The following is a 17,233-nucleotide window of genomic DNA, read 5'->3' as shown; positions in this document are numbered from 1 at the left end:
ATGACAGCTTATGTTGCATGCAAGAAGCGCGTCAAGGGAGCAGGGCTGCTTTTTACAAAATGCCTGTATTCCGGGTGTTTTGAGGTTTTTTGAGGTTTCTGTTGACGTGATCATGTGATCTGCCTTACCGTCATTGGTATGCAACAGACACTTGAACCGCTGATCACGTCAGCCTGGCTCGCGGCTTGGGACAAGGGTGACCTAAATGCCCTCGACGGCCTCGTGGCGGCTGGCTACACGCGCACCAGTAAAGCGACAGGCGCAACTGTCGATATCACTGGTCTAAAAGCAGAGATCGCCGCAGTGCGGGAAGCCTTCCCGGACCTGCGCACGACCATTGACGACATCGTGGAAGGTGCGGAAACAGTGGCCGTCTTCTGGACGTCCACGGGCACTCACACCCACGAATACCTCGGCGTCCCGGCAACAGGACTTACTGTTCAGACCAGGGGCTCGAACATCCTGATCCTCCAGGACGGGAAGATCACGAAAGAAACCGTGACGTGGGACGGGAGTGAGCTGCTGGCCGGCCTCGGGATTCGTCCCCTGCGCGGGATAGCCGCACCGGAGGTTGGAGACGCCGGCGATTTCCCCGAGCTCGACGCAGACCTGATGAAGGCGTTCAACCGCCAGTTCATCACGGGCGTCACCGTGGTCACCACCAAGGACGGCGAAACCCCCAAAGGACTGGCAGCGAACTCGTACTGCTCAGTATCCATTGAGCCACCGCTCGTACTCGTCTGTGTCCAGAAGACCTCCAGTACCTACCCGGCGCTCTTCTCATCGAGCCACCTCGGCATCAACATCCTGGGAACGGGGCAGAAGGATACGGTCAATGTCTTCGCGTCCAAGGCCCCGGACAAGTTTGCGGAGCTCGACTGGCACGAGGGCCCGAAAGGCAGCCCGCTCCTGGACGGCTCGGCCGCATCCCTTGAAGCCGAGATCCAGGAACGATTCCAAGCCAAGACCCACACCGTCTTTATCTGCCGGGTCCGGCATGCCGAGATCGACAACACGGCACCCATGATCTACAAGGCCGGCCGGTTCTACGACGGCGCAGACCTCGCCGAACTCTAAGTTCCGGCGCGGCTGACCACCCTCGGACAGGAAACCAGCCGCGCCGACCCAAACTGCTCGCAAGCAGCGCACCAAGGTGCGTATCCAACTTTAGGACAAAAATGAGCGAAGACACCATGCGCGCTGCCGAAAACAGCGTCGCCGAAGACCGCGGGTACCGCAACAGTCTCACCAAAATCGAGCCCTACGGCATCGAACACATCCCCGACGTGGAACGCCACGGCAAGCCCCGCTCGCAGTTCTTTCTCTGGTTCGCGGCAGGCATGAACTTCCCCATCGTCGTCCTCGGCTTCAGCGCCGCCTATTTCGGCCTGCCCTTCTGGGCCGCCGCCCTGGCGATCGTCCTCGCCGGCGTGACCTCCTCGGCAGGAATGGGCTACCTGTCGGCCATGGGCGTCCGGCTGGGCGTCCCCCAGCAAATGCAGGGCCGGGGACCTCTCGGATTCATCGGCAACCTGTTCCCGGTGGCATATGTGAACGTCTTCGCCGGCGTCGGCTGGGCCGCCGTGACCGTGATTCTCGGCGGCAAGGCCATCTCGCTGCTGACCGACGTGCCATTCTGGCTCTCTGCACTCATTCTCATGGTCATCCAGCTCGGAGTGGCGGTCATCGGATACAACCTGATCCACTTCCTCCAGCGCATCCTCTCCTTTGTCCTGGTGATCGGCTTCGCCTTCATCACCATCGTTGCAGCCGCCAATGGCCGCGTCGTCAACGTCGTCAATGAATCTGCCCCGGGCTTTGACGGCATCGGCGGATGGATCATCTTCTTCGGATGGTTCTTCTCCTTCATCGTCGCCTGGATGCCGTTCGCCTCCGATTACTCTCGCTACCTCCCCAACACACCCGGCAACCGGCGGGGTGCCAGCCGGGCCACCATGCTCGGAAACTTCATCACCCTGGTCTGGATGGGAATCCTCGGGACCCTCCTCGGCTCCTCCACCACCGCGTCCGACAGCATCGGGGCCCTTAAAGAGGTCATGGGACCCTGGGCCGCCGTCGGACTGGGCGTCGTCGCGTTGTCGTCCTTCACCCAGAACTTTCTGAACGTCTACGGCGGCGCCATATCCATCCAGACCATGGGCGTACCCGTCAAACGCCACACCGCCGTCGTGGTCATCTGTGTCGCCTCATACCTCGTAGCTCTGTTCGGCCAGGAAGGGTTCAACGCAGGTTTCACGGCGTTCCTCAATCTGACGGCCTACTGCATCGCCCCTTACGTAGCCGTCCTCGTGTGCGACTACCTTTTCGGAGGGCGCCGCACCGAGCGAGGCCTCCGCGAGCTATTCGACAAGAGCAGGAAGTTCGAGTGGGGCTTCGTGGCCTGGGCCGCAGGCGTCGTCCTCTCCTCCCCGTTCTGGATGTCCTCGATCTACACCGGCCCCATCGCGGCCGCGTTCCCCCAAATCGGCGACCTCTCCTACTACGTCGGAGCAGCCGTCGCGGCCGGCGTCTACTTCGCCACCCACCGGCGCCCGCGCCTCTCAGGACATGAAGTGCTCGACCGCAGCATCGCCGGGCAAACCCTCTAAGGCCAGGTGGCTCCCCCGCCGGCAGGCGGGGGAGCCACCTGTCCAATCCACAACAGGCATGGATAGCCACGGCCATACGGCACAACCACATCCGCCCTACAACAACCGAGCCGGACGAGGATCAATATGAGTACCGCAACGCTGGTACCGGTAAGCGGGAAGGCACATTCACCCGCAGAATGCCCGCCCCGCACCGTAGTGGCCGTGATCGTTAAGTGGCGAGGACGGATCGCCCTCTTCAAGCGAAGCCAGTCCGTCGGACATGACCGCGGACGCTGGCATTGCATCACCGGATATCTCGAGCCTGGAACCTCTCCTGAGGGGCAGGCCATCAAGGAACTTCGTGAGGAAACAGGGCTGACCGAGAACGACCTGATCGATTTCCGGCAGGGAGCACCGCTTCTCCTGCCAGACCAGCAAGGCAATCCGTGGCTGGTGCACACCTTCACAGCCGTCACCCGGCGCCGCAGACTGACGCTCAATGACGAACACGACACTTTCCGCTGGGCGGAGCCTTCGAAGATCAGGCGATTCGGCAACCGCGTTACGTGGCTGGATCAGGTACTCGAGGGGGCCCCGGTACGGCCCGACCAACATGGAGCAGGATCATGGCGGTCATTCAAGGCATCGTCGAATACGGGGACGAACGAGGCAGGACACTCGGGTTCCCCACCGAGGACGACGGCGGACCCAACTGCGCCACGATGTTATAGCACCTCGGACTTGGGCCCAACAGCACTATCCCTGGCTCGTTCGCCAGGATCGCACCACGAGAGCGGCGCCGCGATTTGGCCTAAGCAGCTGTCCCGGACGTTGGCTGCCGCACAATGATCAATCCATCAAGCCTTTGGAAGGAGCCCTACGTGGCTGAAGGAAACACCATGACCACCGAGATCGTGATCACCGAGCATGAAGCAAAGCTCCTCGCGTCTGTGCCCACCGGCCTGCTTATCAACGGACAGTGGCGGGACGCGTCCGACGGCGGCACGTTCGACGTGCATGACCCCGCCACCGGCGAGGTTCTCGCCACCCTCGCCTCGGCGACCAGCGAGGACGCCGTCGCCGCGCTCGACGCGGCAGACGCCGCCCAGGCTTCCTGGGCACGCACCGCACCGCGGGAACGGGCCGAAATCCTGCGCCGCGCCTTTGACCTGGTCACCGAACGCGCCGACGACTTCGCGCTGCTGATGACCCTGGAAATGGGCAAGCCGCTCGCCGAGGCACGGGGTGAAGTGACCTACGGGGCCGAGTTCCTGCGCTGGTTTTCCGAAGAGGCCGTCCGGGACTACGGCCGCTACCTCACCACGCCCGAAGGCAAGAACAAGATCCTGGTCCAGCACAAACCGGTCGGCCCCTGCCTGCTGATCACGCCCTGGAACTTCCCGCTCGCCATGGCCACCCGCAAGGTTGCCCCCGCCGTCGCCGCCGGCTGCACCATGGTCCTCAAACCCGCCAAACTCACGCCGCTGACCGCGCAGCTTTTCGCCCAGACCATGCTCGACGCCGGCCTGCCCGCCGGAGTCCTCAACGTGATCCCCTCGTCCAGCGCGTCCGGGATCTCCGGCCCGCTGCTCGCCGACCCGCGCCTGCGTAAGGTCTCCTTCACCGGTTCCACGCCCGTGGGCAAACGCCTCATCGCCGACGCCGCGCAGAACGTCCTGCGCACCTCCATGGAACTGGGCGGCAACGCACCGTTCATCGTGTTCGCGGACGCCGACCTGGACAAAGCCGTAGACGGTGCCATGGCCGCGAAAATGCGAAACATGGGCGAAGCCTGCACCGCCGCCAACCGCTTCCTGGTTCACGAGTCCGTCGCTGCCGAGTTCACCCGGAAGTTTGCCGCAGCCATGGGCGCCCTGGCCACCGGCCGCGGCACCGAACCCGGCACTCAGGTGGGACCCCTCATCGACGCAGGCGCCCGTGACGACGTGCACGCCCTGGTGAGCGCCGCCGTCGAGGCCGGAGCCACCGCCGTCACCGGTGGTTCCCCGGTTGACGGGCCTGGCTATTTTTACCCTCCCACCGTGCTCGCCAACGTGCCGAACGACGCCGCGATCCTCCAGCAGGAAATCTTCGGCCCCGTCGCCCCCATCACCACCTTCAGCACGGAAGAGGGCGCCATCCGCCTGGCCAACGCCAGCGAGTACGGGCTGGCCTCCTACGTCTACAGCCGCGACTTCAACCGGCTGCTGCGCGTGGCCGAGCAAATCGAATTCGGCATGGTCGGCTTCAACGCCGGCGTCATCTCCAACGCCGCCGCACCATTCGGCGGCGTCAAGCAGTCCGGGCTGGGCCGCGAAGGCGGCTCCGAAGGCATCGCCGAATACACCACCACCCAATACATCGGCATCGCCGATCCCTACGCCGAAGAGGGAGGCCAAAAATCGTGAGCGGCAGCAGAGCCTCGACGGGCGGACCAAAGCGTCATCTGGTCGTGATTGACATGCAACGCGCCTTCCGCCAACCGGGGGAGTGGCACATCCCGCGCTACGACGAAGCGGCGAGAACCATCGCGCGTCTGGCAGCCGCGGGGCTGGAACCAATCATCACACGCTTTATCCCCGACCCCGCCGAGGAAGGCTCGTGGTCCTCGTACTACGACCGCTGGCAGAGCATGCGCCTGGATCCCGCCGATCCCGTGTGGAACATCGAGCTTCCAGACGTTCAGGCCCATGGCTCCATTGACCTTCCGACGTTCTCCAAATGGGGCGAAGCGCTGGCAGGCCGGATTCCCGTCGGGGACGAGGTTATCCTCACCGGTGTAGCAACCGACTGCTGCATCCTTGCCACCGCCCTGGGCGCCGCAGACGCAGGACGATACGTCACGGTGGTCGAGGACGCCTGCGCCGGCCAGAGCGACGCTGCGCATGATCAGGCACTAACCCTTCTGGAACTACTTTCCCCAATGATTAACGTCGTCAAAAGCAAAGCCCTCCTTATGTGACTGCCTGCAGATGAGCCGGCGGAACGAAGCGCTGCGCCCGAGAAATGCGGTTAACACTTCGTAAGTTTGCCGATAGCTTCAGAGAGGAAGCCATCATGACCATCGTCCAGCGCACCTTTTCTGCCGCTTTCCAACACGGCCCCGCCACGCGCCGTCGGGCCACCCGGTCCAGTCAAGCTCCCGTGGTCACTGAAGTGCGGGCCGCCGGGGTGAGCGCCGGATTCACCGCGGCGCCGTGGGAAGGACTCTACCTCGAAGTCGACGATGCCGTGGGCAACGCTGCGGACGGTGGCCGGGCCGCAGTTTCGGAGTCGCAGAGGTTCCTCGCCCGCCGGCGGCCGGGTCTGAGCAAACGCCTTATCCGGCGGTGCCTGATCCATTCGGCAAGGCCCCACCCGAAAGTAAACTCCTAAATCCCACCGTCAATACCCCGCCCCGCCGCCAGCAAGCCGGGCACCGCATGTGAAAGGACACCATGGAACCGCTGTGGGAAATCGCCGGCTGGGCAGGTGCGGCTACGATCCTAAGTGCGTACCTGGCTGTCTCCGTGGGCTGGGTTAAAGCGGGCAGACGTTTCCAGGCCGCAAACCTCCTCGGCGCATGTGCCTTCATCGTCAACGGCGCATTCCACGAAGCATGGCCCTCCGTGGTCACAAACATCGCGTGGTTCCTCATTTCCGCCGTCGCGCTTCTTCGCATGCGTTCGGCGGGCCAACCGCCTGTAGCAGCTGTTGATGCTCCGCTGTTTCAATTCCCGGGCGTCCCTGACACAACCGGGCAACTGGCTGCTGCCGAGGCCCTCACCGGTTCCATTCGCAATGACGTCGACGGATGTTTGCCTGAGCGTCAGGCCGATTCGCCTGAACAGGATGACTCCACTCGGGATTAAGCGCCTGCGCGAAAGCTCCGAGACCTCCGCGCAGCCGCCCTTGGTAATCGACCCCGTCAGGCATTCGCAAGCTGGCCAGTCCCCGGCAGCCGGTCTACTCGCCCGACACTCAGCGAACCGCAGGAGGGGCATACTTAAAGCCGCGCTCTAGGTCACAACATCCGGGGCCCCATGTCTACTCGGTGTCGCGAAAACGACGATCGTCAGGATCGAGGGCAAGCATGATTCGTCGGCTAGGGCGTGTCTCCCAATAGGGTGCTCCAGACGACGACGGCGTGCAGGACGGTCGGTGAGCGGTAGGTGAGGGCCAGTTTGTCGTAGCGCGTGGCCAGGGAGCGCCATTGCTTGAGGGTGTTGAAACTGCGCTCGACGACATTGCGCCGTTGGTACGCTTCTTTGTCGTAGGTGACGGGTCGTCCGCCGGAGGAGCCTTTGCGTTTGCGGTTGGCTTTCTGATCTTCCTTTTCGGGGATGACGCATTCAATGCCGCGCCCGCGCAGGTAGGTCCGGATTGCCTTGGATGAGTAGGCCTTGTCAGCCATGGCCCGGTCCGGGCGGGTAAGGGGGCTTCCGGGACCTTCCCGTTCGACTTTGAGTGCCCCCATAAGGTTTTCGAACATGGGCGAGTCCCCGCCCTGGCCAGGCCCCAGAAGCAGGACCAATGGGCGCATGCTGCCGTCAACCAAGGCATGGATCTTGGTGGTCAGCCCGCCGCGGGAGCGGCCTATGGCGTGATCATCAGGCTCATCGAGCAGATTCATGTAATTCGAGAGGACCCCCTGTGGGGCGGGGAAGATTCGTGCCATGCTGGTGGGCGCGGTTCACCGTGGAGTCCACCGACACCTCCCAATTGATCAACCCTGCCGCGTCGGCACGGGTCAACAACGCAGCCAGTACCTTGTCCCAGATCCCCTCAATTTTGCCAAAAAGTCACCCCAAGAATTAGGACACACGCCCGAGCGCCCATCCTGAGGCCTCGGATGGGCGCCAAGCGAGTCAGCGTCGTGTGGGTTTAAGGCGCCGTAAACGCCGAAGGTGCCGGCGCCGCCTCTCGGCGGGACCGGCACCTCGCTGACGTACCTGGGTCAGAGGCCCTGCTGCCGGGGTTCCCCGGTGGCAGGGGGCTCAACGTTGACGGGGGGCTGTCCGGCTACAGGAGGCTCTCCGGCCGCCGGCGCAGTGCCTGGCGTGCCGTCCTGCTTGTCCACGAAGTCGGAAGCGCCCCGCTGGACGGAATCGATCTTGTCGGCGTGCTTTCCGCCGGTCTTGGAGTCGACGAAGTCGCCTGCCTTTTCGATGCCGTCCTTGATGGCCTGTTGATTGCCACCAATTACTTTCTGAGCCTTGCCCTTCAGATCGTCAAGAATACCCACGGGCACCTCCCTTCGGTCGCGGAGCCAGATCGCCCCTAGCGATTTCTACCCTAGCCGCCGCCCGGGGGAGTGCCAAGGATATCCGCCCACAGGGGAATGGGGCCAGGGAGTGGGCACAAAAAAAGCAGCTCCGGGGAGCTGCTTTCATGGTGGGCGATACTGGGATCGAACCAGTGACCTCTTCCGTGTCAGGGAAGCGCGCTACCGCTGCGCCAATCGCCCGCAACCGGAAGGATCCGGAGTGGAGTTGTAAACAGAGAGCGGACGACGAGATTCGAACTCGCGACATCCACCTTGGCAAGGTGGTGCTCTACCAGCTGAGCTACGTCCGCAGTTGTAGTACTTTCCGGTATGCCCGGGTGGTTCCTACGTCAAGCAAGTTGCCTTGCTTTGGTGGGCGATACTGGGATCGAACCAGTGACCTCTTCCGTGTCAGGGAAGCGCGCTACCGCTGCGCCAATCGCCCCTTGCATCCGGCCGGAACCGGAAACCAGGGTTTTCACCGAGGTGGGTACGGGATTCGAACCCGTGTATACGGCTTTGCAGGCCGCTGCCTCGCCTCTCGGCCAACCCACCGTGTAGACAGGATTCCGAAGAACCTTTGCCGTGACAGTGTCCTGCGAGCGGACGACGAGATTCGAACTCGCGACATCCACCTTGGCAAGGTGGTGCTCTACCAGCTGAGCTACGTCCGCATTATTGTCTGCAATTCCGCGCCGCAATTCGGCATTTCCTCGCGTTCCAACGAGTAAGAACTCTATAGGAGGTTCAGGGAATCTACAAATCGCGACGTCGCGGGGGGCCTCGAAGCCCCGTTCATCCTTGGATTCTAGGGCTTTTTGCTAATTACAGCTGTGTAATTCGCTCCTGTCAGGCGGATGACTTTGGGGGCGGGCAGACGTTCGACGGCGGCTGGCCGTCGGATCCGCGATCGACGCATTCCGGCTCACGAGAGGCCGATTTCTAAAATCCGCCGGGGTGGGCTAGCATTCAATGGCATTGGGGCGATTGGCGCAGTGGTAGCGCGCTTCGTTCACACCGAAGAGGTCACTGGTTCGAACCCAGTATCGCCCACCCAATAAATGGTCCGTTCCGCTCACCGAGTGGGGCGGACCATTTTGTTTCCGCCCCGCTGATCCGGCAGCTTGCTGGGCCGCTCTTGCAGTTCCGCTGTCCGACCCCTGTGAAAGAGTCTTTCCATGACCGCTCCACTTCTTGCCCACGCCACGGACCATGGCCGGATGTACGCACGATCCACGTCCGAGCAGTTTTCGGTACCCTCCATCACCAACGTGATCGGGCAGCAGCCCCACGGCCTGGACGGCTGGTTCGGGTACATGGGCGCAAACAGCCTCGCCCAGGACCCCACGCTGCCCGGCATTCTTGGCAGCCCGGCCAAGGTGCGCCAGGCGGTGAGCCGTGCGGCCAAGGCGGCCGAGACTTACCGCGACGACGCCGCGAAACGCGGGGACCGGGTCCACAACTACTGCGAGCAGGTGGCCCTGCGTGCCCTCGGCCGGCCGCACCAGATGAAGGAAACCAGGGAGTTGCTGGCCGCCAACGGCGAGGAAGCCTTCGCCGCCCGCTTCGACGAGTGGTGGGAGCTCTTCCAGGTGGAGCCGATCGCGCCGGAGATCACGGTCTGGAACAGGACGGTCGGCTACGCCGGAACCTTGGACCTCGTCGCCAAGATCAACGGCCGCATCTGCCTCATCGACTACAAGACCAAGGGCACCAGCAGGGACGGCACGGTCAAGCCCCTCGATGACAAAGTGGTGATGCAACTCGTGGCCGGCATGAAGGCCGAAGAAAGCCTCGTGGATCCGGCGGCCGGGGAATGGGAGGCCTGGAAACACGGCGAATCCCCGATCCTGCTGGCGGTTGCCGTCGGCGAGACGGAAGTGCGTCCCCTGCGGGCCAACCCGGACGTCCTGAAACACCACTGGTGGAAGTTCTGCGCCCTGCGTCGTGTTTGGGAGATGTCCGCCGATACGGCCGTAGCCGGAACGGCACTGCTGCCGCTGGCCCCGCCCCCGCAGCGCTGAACCCGCAGCGCTGAACCCGCAGCGCTGAACCCGCGGTGTGCCGAAGGGCCGCCGAATTCCGATAACAACGGTGGCCGGGAGCAGGGTGGGCCGAGTGGGTGGCCGCCAGGACGGCACCGGTGATGAGCAGAATCCAGAGCGGAACCGTGATCGGCGCTCTGACCTGAGGGCACCGCTCGTGTGTGTGGGGCCGCGGAGTTCAAGACTGCCTACCTCAGGACGGCGGACGTCGGCGACGGGGATTTCAGCGGCTCTTCTGCGCCGACGTGGGGCTCCGAACCTGGGGGCTTACATCGGGGCATCAGGGCGAACGGCTGCTGTCGGGTTATCGAGACCGAACGGCATCGCGTCGGTCACAGCTCGATGAGATCTCCGCCATGGCGATATCTGGGCCATCGGAGCAGCGCTTGATGGAATTCACGCAATCACACGCCACCGCGGTCGCTTCGCACGCCCTAACCCGCGGCCGCCGTCACCCGGGCGTCATTCGGGCGTTACGTGGCGGTGCCGAGATCTGCGGGCCGGAAGTAGGCGTTGCGCCGGGGTCTTTGGCCCGGGTCGAGGTGTGGTGGCGGGATGAACCAGGGGATCCCGGTGCGGACCTGGATGGTCCATTGTTCTTTGTGGATTACGTGGTGGTGGCGTGAACAAAGGAGTACTCCGCTGTCAGTTCCGGTGGTTCCGCCGCGGGACCAGTAGGTGATGTGGTGGGCTTCGCACCATGGTGCCGGGATGGTGCAGCCGGGGAAGGCGCAGCCCTGGTCGCGTGCGGTGAGGGCCTTGCGGATGTGGGGCGGGAAGACCCTCGAGGCCCTGCCGATGTCCAGAATCCTGCCTTCGCCGCCGAGGAGGACCGGGATGATGTCTGCGTCGCAGGCGATCTTCCGGACGGTGGAGGCCGTGACCGGGCCGGTGAACAGCAGTGTTCCGGTCCGGGCCGCGGGCCGGCCGGGGGATCCGGGACCTTCTGCCGGGCCGTCTCCGAGCCGGGAAAGCAGGTCCCGGTAGTCGATGGTGACCATGACGTGGGGGCGGAGTCCGCCGGCGGCGGGCAGGGAGCCCGCGGCGAGGGCGGCTTTGCAGGCCCCGATGAGGCCGTCGAGCAGCTTTTGCGGGCGCGAGCGGAGATCCAGTCCCGGGGCCCCGGGGTCATCCTCCGGGGCCGCAGCACCCGCAGCACCCGACACACCCGCGGCGGCCGAAACGCCCGCAGCACTCGAAGCGGCGGCAACACTCGAGATGCCCGCAACACTCGTGACGGCGGCGGCACTCGCAGCGGCGGCGGACACGCCGGCGGCAGGGGTGTCCCCTCCGGCGGGGCCGTCGACGGAACCCTCACCCGCTGCCGGGGCCGCTGTTGCCGCGGCCCCGGCTGCCGGGGCGCCGGGTGTCTGCGGGATGGTGGTGCGGGGGTTGGTGGCGGTGTTCATGACGGTGAGGAGGTGTTCGAACTGCTCGGCGGTCGCGAAAATCTCGAGGTGCTGGAGGCCATGGCGCGGCCGGCGGATGAAGGCGCCCTGGAGCTGGCGCAGCAGCTCCTCGGAGGGCTCGGCGCCGTCCTGGTCCAGCGCGTCGGTCCAGCCCCGGGCGACGCGGGCCAGGAAGTCCGGGTCGTTCTCGGCGGCGGTGCGCGTCAGGGCGTGCTCCATCCGGGCGGCTGCCTCGGCGTCGCCGGTGTGCCGGACCCGGTCCAGCGCGGCGGTGATGATCGTCGCGGCCCGGGACGCGACGTCTCCGGAGGACACGGCGGCGCCGAGTTCCTCGTGCGCGGGAGGCAGTTGCCGTCCGGCAAGGCCCGGCCGTGGCAGGAGTTTCGCGGCCAGGCAGAGCCGGTGCCGGGCCTCGGAGGCGCTGATCCGCAGCCGCGCCCGCAGGAACTCCGCGGTGTTCCGGTAGCCGTCGTCCACGGCAACCAAGGGATCCACCGCCCCGGACGTAGCCACCGCACCGGGCATACCGTCCACGGCGACCGAGGGAGCTACCGCTCCGGACGTTGCCACGGCGCCGGCGGAAGCGACGGCCCCGGCGGTAGCGACGGCCCCGGCGGTAGCGACGGCCCCGGCGGTAGCGACGGCCCCGGCGGCAGCGACGGCCCCGGGTGCGCCGGCCGGGCCGCCGCCGGTCTCCCACCCGCCGGAGGTGTCGCGCCAGCCGGTGGTCCAGCTGGCGCTGCCCCTCGAAGGAGCCGCGGCGGACTGTTTCCGGGTCCGGTCCACGGCGGCGGCCGCCACGAGCTGCAGGTACTCCACCGTCCGCGAGAGTTCCTCCACCCGGCCGGCGAAGTCAGACGCCGTCCGGAATCCCCAGTCCGCCGCGTCCCCTGCCGCCGCCGAGCCCACCTCGTGGAGCGCGGCGAGGGCGCTGTCCAGACCAGGCTGCAGGGCCCGGGCCGGACCACGGCCTGTGACCCGGCCCGCATCCCGCCCTGCGTCCTGGAAGGGATTGAAATCCCCGATGGCTTCCATAGCTGCACTCAATCAGAGGGCTCGGACATTATCAGGCGACGATATGAGGTGGGGGTGTTGTTCGAATCCCTGCCCGTCCCGGCGGCCATTATCGCCGGGCGGTCCGGGAGCGCCGGTTTGCTGTGATCCGTTGCCTTGGGCCCCGGGTGGCGCTGCAGGGCCCGGGCTGGACCACGGCCTGTGCCCGCGTCCCGCTCTGCGTCTGTGTCCTGGAAGGGAATGAAATCCCCGATGGCTTCCATAGCTACACTCAATCAGAGGGCTCTGACATTGTTTGCCACTCCACGTTCCGCGGCGCCGGAGTCCCCGCCGTCGGGCGTTCCGCGCTTCGTGAACCGGCGCACCGCATACTCGCCGGTCGGGCCAGTCGTGTCAGCGGGATCCCAACGCACCCCGCCAGGGGGCACCAGGCGTGCCGTAGGCAGCCGGGAGCCGAGATGCCCGTTGATCTTGTTGAAGCTCCGAAAAACGGGATATCCGCCCCGACGGCGCCATCCCTCAGCCGATCCGCTCCCCACCTCGGCATCCATCAGCCGATCCGCCCCAGCGTCTGCATCCCCAGCCGATCCGGCCCACCGAGGCGGATCGGGCGAGGACGTTCGGGACGCGGGCCGGGGCAACTAAACTGGATTGGATCCCGTAGCCGCCCATCGTAAGGACAGACTGCCCATGGCCATTTTGAATATCCGCATCATCGGTGATCCTGTGCTGCGCACAGTTGCCGATCCCGTGACGGAATTCGGGCCTGAACTGGCGAAGCTCGTGGCGGACATGACAGAGACCATGGAGGACGTCGACGGCGCAGGCCTGGCCGCGCCCCAGGTCGGTGTGAGCCGGCGCGTCTTCACCTACTGCATCGGCGGCGTCGAGGGACACATCATCAACCCGGTGCTGGAAAACAGCGATGACTTCCAGCCGGACGAGGGCGAGGGCTGCCTCTCCATCCCCGGCCTGGGCTTCCCGGTCCGGCGCCGCCGGCACACCCGAGTCACCGGCGTCGACCTCCACGGCAACCCCGTCGCGGTGGAGGGTGAGGGCATGCTGGCCCGCTGCTTCCAGCACGAGACCGACCACCTGGACGGCATCCTCTTCACCGACCGGCTCGAAGGCGAAGACCGCAAGACGGCGCTGCGGGCGATCCGGAACGCCAACTACGACGCCATCACCGAGCAGACGACGGCGAAGCGCGCCAGGACTGTAGGGTCCAGCTTCGGCACCGGCTCCTTCGGAAACCCCCAGTGAGGGTACTCTTCGCGGGGACGCCTGGCGTCGCCGTGCCGTCCCTGGACGCGCTCGTCGAGGCCGGGTTCGACGTCGTCGCCGTCCTCACCCGCCCGGATGCGCCGCTGGGACGCAAGCGCGTGCTGACGCCGTCACCGGTGGCCGCCCGGGCCGCCGAACTCGGCATCGAGGTCATCCATGCGGCCAAGGTCGACGCCGACGTCACCGCCAGGATTGCCGCCGCCGCCCCCGACGTCGCCGCGATCGTGGCATACGGCGGGCTCATTCCGCGGGCCGCCCTGGACGTCCCCCGCCACGGCTGGATCAACCTGCACTTCTCCCTGCTGCCGGCCTGGCGCGGGGCCGCGCCGGTGCAGCGGGCCCTCATCGCCGGCGACGACGTCACCGGCGCCGTCACCTTCCTCCTTGAAGAGGGGCTGGACACCGGTCCGGTGTTCGGCACGCTGACCGAAGCCGTCCGCCCCGGCGACACCGCCGGGGTCCTGCTCGAACGGCTCTCCCACAGCGGCGCCGTACTGCTCACCCAGACGCTGTCCGCCGTCGACGTCGGCCAGGCGACGGCCGTGCCGCAGCACGGCGACGTCAGCCTTGCCCCCAAACTCACCCTCGAGGACGGCCGGCTCGACTGGCGGCAGCCGGCCCTTGCGCTCGGACGGCGGGCGCGCGGCGTCACGCCCGAGCCGGGCGCCTGGACCGCCCTGGATGGGCAGCGAATCAAGGTGGAACCGGTGCTGCTCCGGCCCGAGGCCCCCGCCCTGCAGCCCGGACAGTTGGCCGTGGACGGCAGGAGCGTGCTGGTGGGAACCGGCTCTCACCCGGTTGAACTCACCCGGGTCCAGCCTTCGGGCAAGAAAATGATGACCGCCGCCGATTGGGCGCGCGGGCAGGCAACACTTGAAAGCGTGGTATTCGAATGAGCGAGTCCGGGACGAGCGGCAGCGGCCGTGGCAGGGGCCCCCAGCGCGGCGGAGCGGGTGGCGGCGGCCAGCGCGGTACCGGGCAGAGTGGCGGCCCGGGCGGCCGGGGACGCGATGGCAGCCCGCGCGACGGCAGCCAGCGCGACGCGCAGGGCCGGGAACGCAACCGCGGCCCCCAGCGCGGCTTCACCGAGAACGCCCCCTCCCAGCGCACCCGCCGTGCGGATCCGGCCAGGCTGGTCGCCTTCGAGGTGCTGCGCGCCGTCGCGTCCGAGGACGCGTATGCGAACCTCGTGCTGCCGGCCCGGATCCGGCACCACGGACTGGACAAGCGCGACGCCGGATTCGCCACCGAGCTGAGCTACGGCGCGCTGCGCGGCCAGGGCACCTACGACGCGATCCTGTCCCGCTGCGTGGACCGGCCGCTGGACCAGCTGGACCCGGCCATCCTGGATGCGCTGCGGATCGGCGTCCATCAGCTGGTGGCCATGCGCGTCCCCGCGCACGCCGCCCTGGACCAGACGGTCGGCCTCGCCCGCGCCGTGATCGGCGCCGGGCCCTCGGCCCTCATCAACGCCGTCCTGCGGAAGGTCTCCGCGCACACCCTTGAGGAGTGGCTGGCGCTGCTGCTCAGCGACGAGACGGACGAAACCAGGATCGCCTCGATCCGCTACGCCCACCCGGAATGGATCGTCCGTGCGTTGCGGCAGTCCCTCGTGGCCCACGGCCGTCCGGTCACTGAAATCAGTGACCTCCTCGAGGCGGACAACGCCGCACCTGTGGTCAACCTCGTGGCGCTGCCCGGGCTGGGAAGCCTGGACGAGGCCCTCGAAGGCGGCGCGACGCCCGGCGAACTCGTCGAAGGCTCGGCGCTCTCCAGCGGCGGCGACCTCGGCCGGCTCGCCTCGGTGCGCGAGGGCAGCACCCGGGTCCAGGACGTCGGCTCGCAGCTCGTGGCCCGCGCCATGGCCGCCGTCGACCTTGGGACCGCCGGCACCGGCCGCCTCGCCGCCGGCGGCACCGGGACTGGCACTGACGGGACTGGTACTGACGGGACTGGTACTGACAGAACCGGCGAACGCTGGCTCGATCTGTGTGCCGGTCCCGGCGGCAAGGCGGCGCTGCTCGGTGCCCTCGCCCGGCAGCAGGGCGCCACTCTGCTGGCCAACGAGCCCGCACCGCACCGCGCGAAGCTGGTCCGGCAGGCCCTGGCCGCGGTTCCGCACGAAATCTGGCATGTCCGGACCGGCGACGGCCGCGAGCTCGGCACGGAAATGGCGGAAACTTTTGACCGCGTCCTCGTCGACGCCCCCTGCACCGGGCTCGGCGCCCTGCGCCGCCGTCCCGAATCACGCTGGCGGCGCACGCCCAAGGACCTCACGGACCTCGGCCCGCTGCAGCGCGAACTGCTCAAGTCCGCGCTGGCAGCCGTCAAGCCCGGCGGCGTCGTGGCGTATGTGACGTGCTCGCCGCACCCGGCGGAGACCACCGCCGTCGTCAGCGATGTGCTGCGCAAACGCGACGACCTGGAGCTGCTCGACGCCGGAGCCGCGCTGGACAGCGTCAGCCTCACCGGCCACCTCGACGCCGGGCACGAACTCACCGCCCAGCTCTGGCCGCACGTGCACCGGACGGACGCCATGTTCCTGGCGCTCATCCACAAAAAGGCCTGAGTTTCAGGACACACTTGGTCACTGGAAACCATGCCCAGCAGACCACCCAGCAGAACGTAAAGGAATTTCATGGCCCAGTGCTGCATCAACCCGAGCATCCTTTCAGCCGACTTCGCGAACCTGGAAGCCGAACTTCGCAGAATCAGCACCGCGGATGCCGTGCACGTCGACGTCATGGACAACCACTTCGTGCCCAACCTGACGATCGGGCTGCCCGTTGTCCAGCGGATCCAGGCCGTCAGCCCGGTGCCGTTGGATGCGCACCTCATGATCGCCGACGCCGACCGCTGGGCTCCGGGCTACGCCGACGCCGGCGTTGCCTCGGTGACTTTCCACGCGGAAGCCTCGATTGCGCCGATAAAACTGGCCCGGGAGCTGCGCGCCCGCGGGGCGAAGGCAGGAATGGCACTCCGGCCCGGTACTCCGGTGGAGCCGTATCTGGACATGCTTTCCGAACTGGACCTGCTGCTGATCATGACGGTTGAACCGGGCTTTGGCGGACAGTCCTTCCTGGACCTCACGCTGCCGAAGATCCGGCGGGCCCGGGCAGCGATCGACGGCTCCGGCGTCGGAGTGGCACTGCAGGTCGACGGCGGCATCACCGAGGAGACGATCGTGCGTGCCGCAGAGGCCGGAGCGAATGTCTTCGTGGCGGGGTCCGCCGTCTACGGCGCCGCGGATCCGGCGGAGGCCATCGAACGGCTCCGCGCCGCCGGCAGCCTCTGACGCGCCGGCAGCCGCCGAGCCGCCGCGCCGCCGGCGGCCGCCCTGCGGCGGGCCGTCGGCAGGAACCCAAGCCGCGGAGTGCCGAGCCGCGGGCCGGAGGAATCGAAAAATGACGCCCTGCGTAACATCCGCTGTGGGGAATAGCCGGAGCTGCCCGGCGGTTGTGTCAGAATAACAACACACATACGTGCTCCGGGGTCGGTGTAAGTCCGAACCGGCGGTTATAGTCCGCGACCCGCGAGCCGGCGTTTTCCTTCGGGAAGGAGCCGGCGGACGGTTGAACCGGTGGAACTCCGGTACCGACAGTTAAAGTCTGGATGAGAGAAGCACGTACAGCTGTTACTGCGGCG

The 17,233-nt window shown here is 66.6% G+C and carries 13 protein-coding genes, 6 tRNA genes, 2 pseudogenes and 1 riboswitch; of the genes and pseudogenes, 13 read left to right on the top strand and 8 right to left on the bottom strand.

Going from position 1 to position 17,233, the window contains the following annotated elements; genetic code table 11:
- Positions 1-138 precede the first annotated feature (138 nt).
- From ABIB26_RS11875 to ABIB26_RS11845, 7 genes and pseudogenes are all read left to right on the top strand, one after another.
- On the top strand, positions 139-1,077 hold the full coding sequence (locus ABIB26_RS11875; RefSeq protein WP_354243016.1) for a flavin reductase: 939 nt from the start codon (positions 139-141) through the stop codon (positions 1,075-1,077).
- 101 nt (positions 1,078-1,178) lie between these two features.
- Entirely contained in the window at positions 1,179-2,609 is a 1,431-nt protein-coding gene (locus tag ABIB26_RS11870) for a purine-cytosine permease family protein (protein ID WP_354243013.1), read from the top strand.
- Positions 2,610-2,735: 126 nt separating this feature from the next.
- A pseudogene (locus ABIB26_RS11865) lies at positions 2,736-3,074 on the top strand (NUDIX domain-containing protein); the annotation flags it as partial.
- Between the two features lie 143 nt (positions 3,075-3,217).
- A complete protein-coding gene (locus tag ABIB26_RS11860; protein WP_354243323.1) occupies positions 3,218-3,322 on the top strand; it encodes a riboflavin kinase in 105 nt (34 codons plus the stop codon).
- A 168-nt stretch (positions 3,323-3,490) separates the two neighbouring features.
- Entirely contained in the window at positions 3,491-4,999 is a 1,509-nt protein-coding gene (locus ABIB26_RS11855; protein ID WP_354243295.1) for an NAD-dependent succinate-semialdehyde dehydrogenase, read from the top strand.
- A gap of 44 nt (positions 5,000-5,043) precedes the next feature.
- Positions 5,044-5,553 (top strand): cysteine hydrolase family protein, encoded by a 510-nt coding sequence (locus tag ABIB26_RS11850; RefSeq protein WP_354243010.1) that lies wholly within the window; start codon positions 5,044-5,046, stop codon positions 5,551-5,553.
- Positions 5,554-6,028: 475 nt separating this feature from the next.
- The gene (locus tag ABIB26_RS11845) at positions 6,029-6,442 is read left to right on the top strand and encodes a CBU_0592 family membrane protein (protein ID WP_354243007.1); all 414 of its coding nucleotides are present in this window, start codon (positions 6,029-6,031) and stop codon (positions 6,440-6,442) included.
- 233 nt (positions 6,443-6,675) lie between these two features.
- Here the strand turns inward: ABIB26_RS11845 and ABIB26_RS11840 are convergent.
- The 7 genes and pseudogenes from ABIB26_RS11840 to ABIB26_RS11810 form a co-directional block, all read right to left on the bottom strand.
- Positions 6,676-7,357: pseudogene (locus ABIB26_RS11840) on the bottom strand (IS5 family transposase); the annotation flags it as partial.
- 170 nt (positions 7,358-7,527) lie between these two features.
- Positions 7,528-7,815 carry an antitoxin gene (locus ABIB26_RS11835; RefSeq protein ID WP_354243004.1) on the bottom strand — a complete coding sequence of 96 codons (288 nt, stop codon included), beginning with the start codon at positions 7,813-7,815 and terminating at the stop codon, positions 7,528-7,530.
- A 147-nt stretch (positions 7,816-7,962) separates the two neighbouring features.
- Positions 7,963-8,037, bottom strand: a tRNA-Val gene (locus ABIB26_RS11830).
- A gap of 37 nt (positions 8,038-8,074) precedes the next feature.
- A tRNA-Gly gene (locus tag ABIB26_RS11825) sits at positions 8,075-8,147 on the bottom strand.
- A 59-nt stretch (positions 8,148-8,206) separates the two neighbouring features.
- A tRNA-Val gene (locus tag ABIB26_RS11820) sits at positions 8,207-8,281 on the bottom strand.
- 39 nt (positions 8,282-8,320) lie between these two features.
- Positions 8,321-8,391, bottom strand: a tRNA-Cys gene (locus ABIB26_RS11815).
- Positions 8,392-8,437: 46 nt separating this feature from the next.
- A tRNA-Gly gene (locus ABIB26_RS11810) sits at positions 8,438-8,510 on the bottom strand.
- Positions 8,511-8,817: 307 nt separating this feature from the next.
- Here ABIB26_RS11810 and ABIB26_RS11805 point away from each other — a divergent pair.
- Positions 8,818-8,889 (top strand) — tRNA-Val (locus ABIB26_RS11805).
- 125 nt (positions 8,890-9,014) lie between these two features.
- The gene (locus ABIB26_RS11800; protein WP_354243001.1) at positions 9,015-9,860 is read left to right on the top strand and encodes a cytochrome; all 846 of its coding nucleotides are present in this window, start codon (positions 9,015-9,017) and stop codon (positions 9,858-9,860) included.
- A gap of 494 nt (positions 9,861-10,354) precedes the next feature.
- Here ABIB26_RS11800 and ABIB26_RS11795 read toward each other — a convergent pair whose 3' ends face one another.
- Positions 10,355-12,325, bottom strand: coding sequence for an HNH endonuclease signature motif containing protein (locus ABIB26_RS11795; protein WP_354242999.1), 1,971 nt, complete (start codon positions 12,323-12,325; stop codon positions 10,355-10,357).
- Positions 12,326-12,994: 669 nt separating this feature from the next.
- On the opposite strand from ABIB26_RS11795, the gene def reads away from it, so the two are divergent.
- The 4 genes from def to rpe all read left to right on the top strand — a co-directional run bounded on the left by def (position 12,995) and on the right by rpe (position 16,883).
- Positions 12,995-13,567, top strand: a complete 573-nt coding sequence (gene def / locus ABIB26_RS11790; RefSeq protein WP_354242996.1) for a peptide deformylase — start codon at positions 12,995-12,997, stop codon at positions 13,565-13,567.
- Positions 13,564-14,484 (top strand): methionyl-tRNA formyltransferase, encoded by a 921-nt coding sequence (gene fmt, locus ABIB26_RS11785; protein WP_354242994.1) that lies wholly within the window; start codon positions 13,564-13,566, stop codon positions 14,482-14,484. Before def ends, fmt begins: the two co-directional genes overlap by 4 nt.
- Entirely contained in the window at positions 14,481-16,157 is a 1,677-nt protein-coding gene (locus ABIB26_RS11780; protein ID WP_354242991.1) for an RsmB/NOP family class I SAM-dependent RNA methyltransferase, read from the top strand. The genes fmt and ABIB26_RS11780 overlap by 4 nt, the downstream gene beginning before the upstream one ends.
- Positions 16,158-16,226: 69 nt before the next feature.
- On the top strand, positions 16,227-16,883 hold the full coding sequence (gene rpe / locus ABIB26_RS11775; RefSeq protein ID WP_354242989.1) for a ribulose-phosphate 3-epimerase: 657 nt from the start codon (positions 16,227-16,229) through the stop codon (positions 16,881-16,883).
- Positions 16,884-17,066: 183 nt separating this feature from the next.
- A riboswitch (FMN riboswitch) is annotated at positions 17,067-17,217 on the top strand.
- Positions 17,218-17,233 lie beyond the last annotated feature (16 nt).

The organism is Arthrobacter sp. UYEF20, from assembly GCF_040546335.1.
In the GTDB taxonomy this organism is placed as follows: Bacteria; Actinomycetota; Actinomycetes; order Actinomycetales; family Micrococcaceae; genus Arthrobacter.
This window is presented reverse-complemented; position numbering and strand designations above follow the sequence as displayed.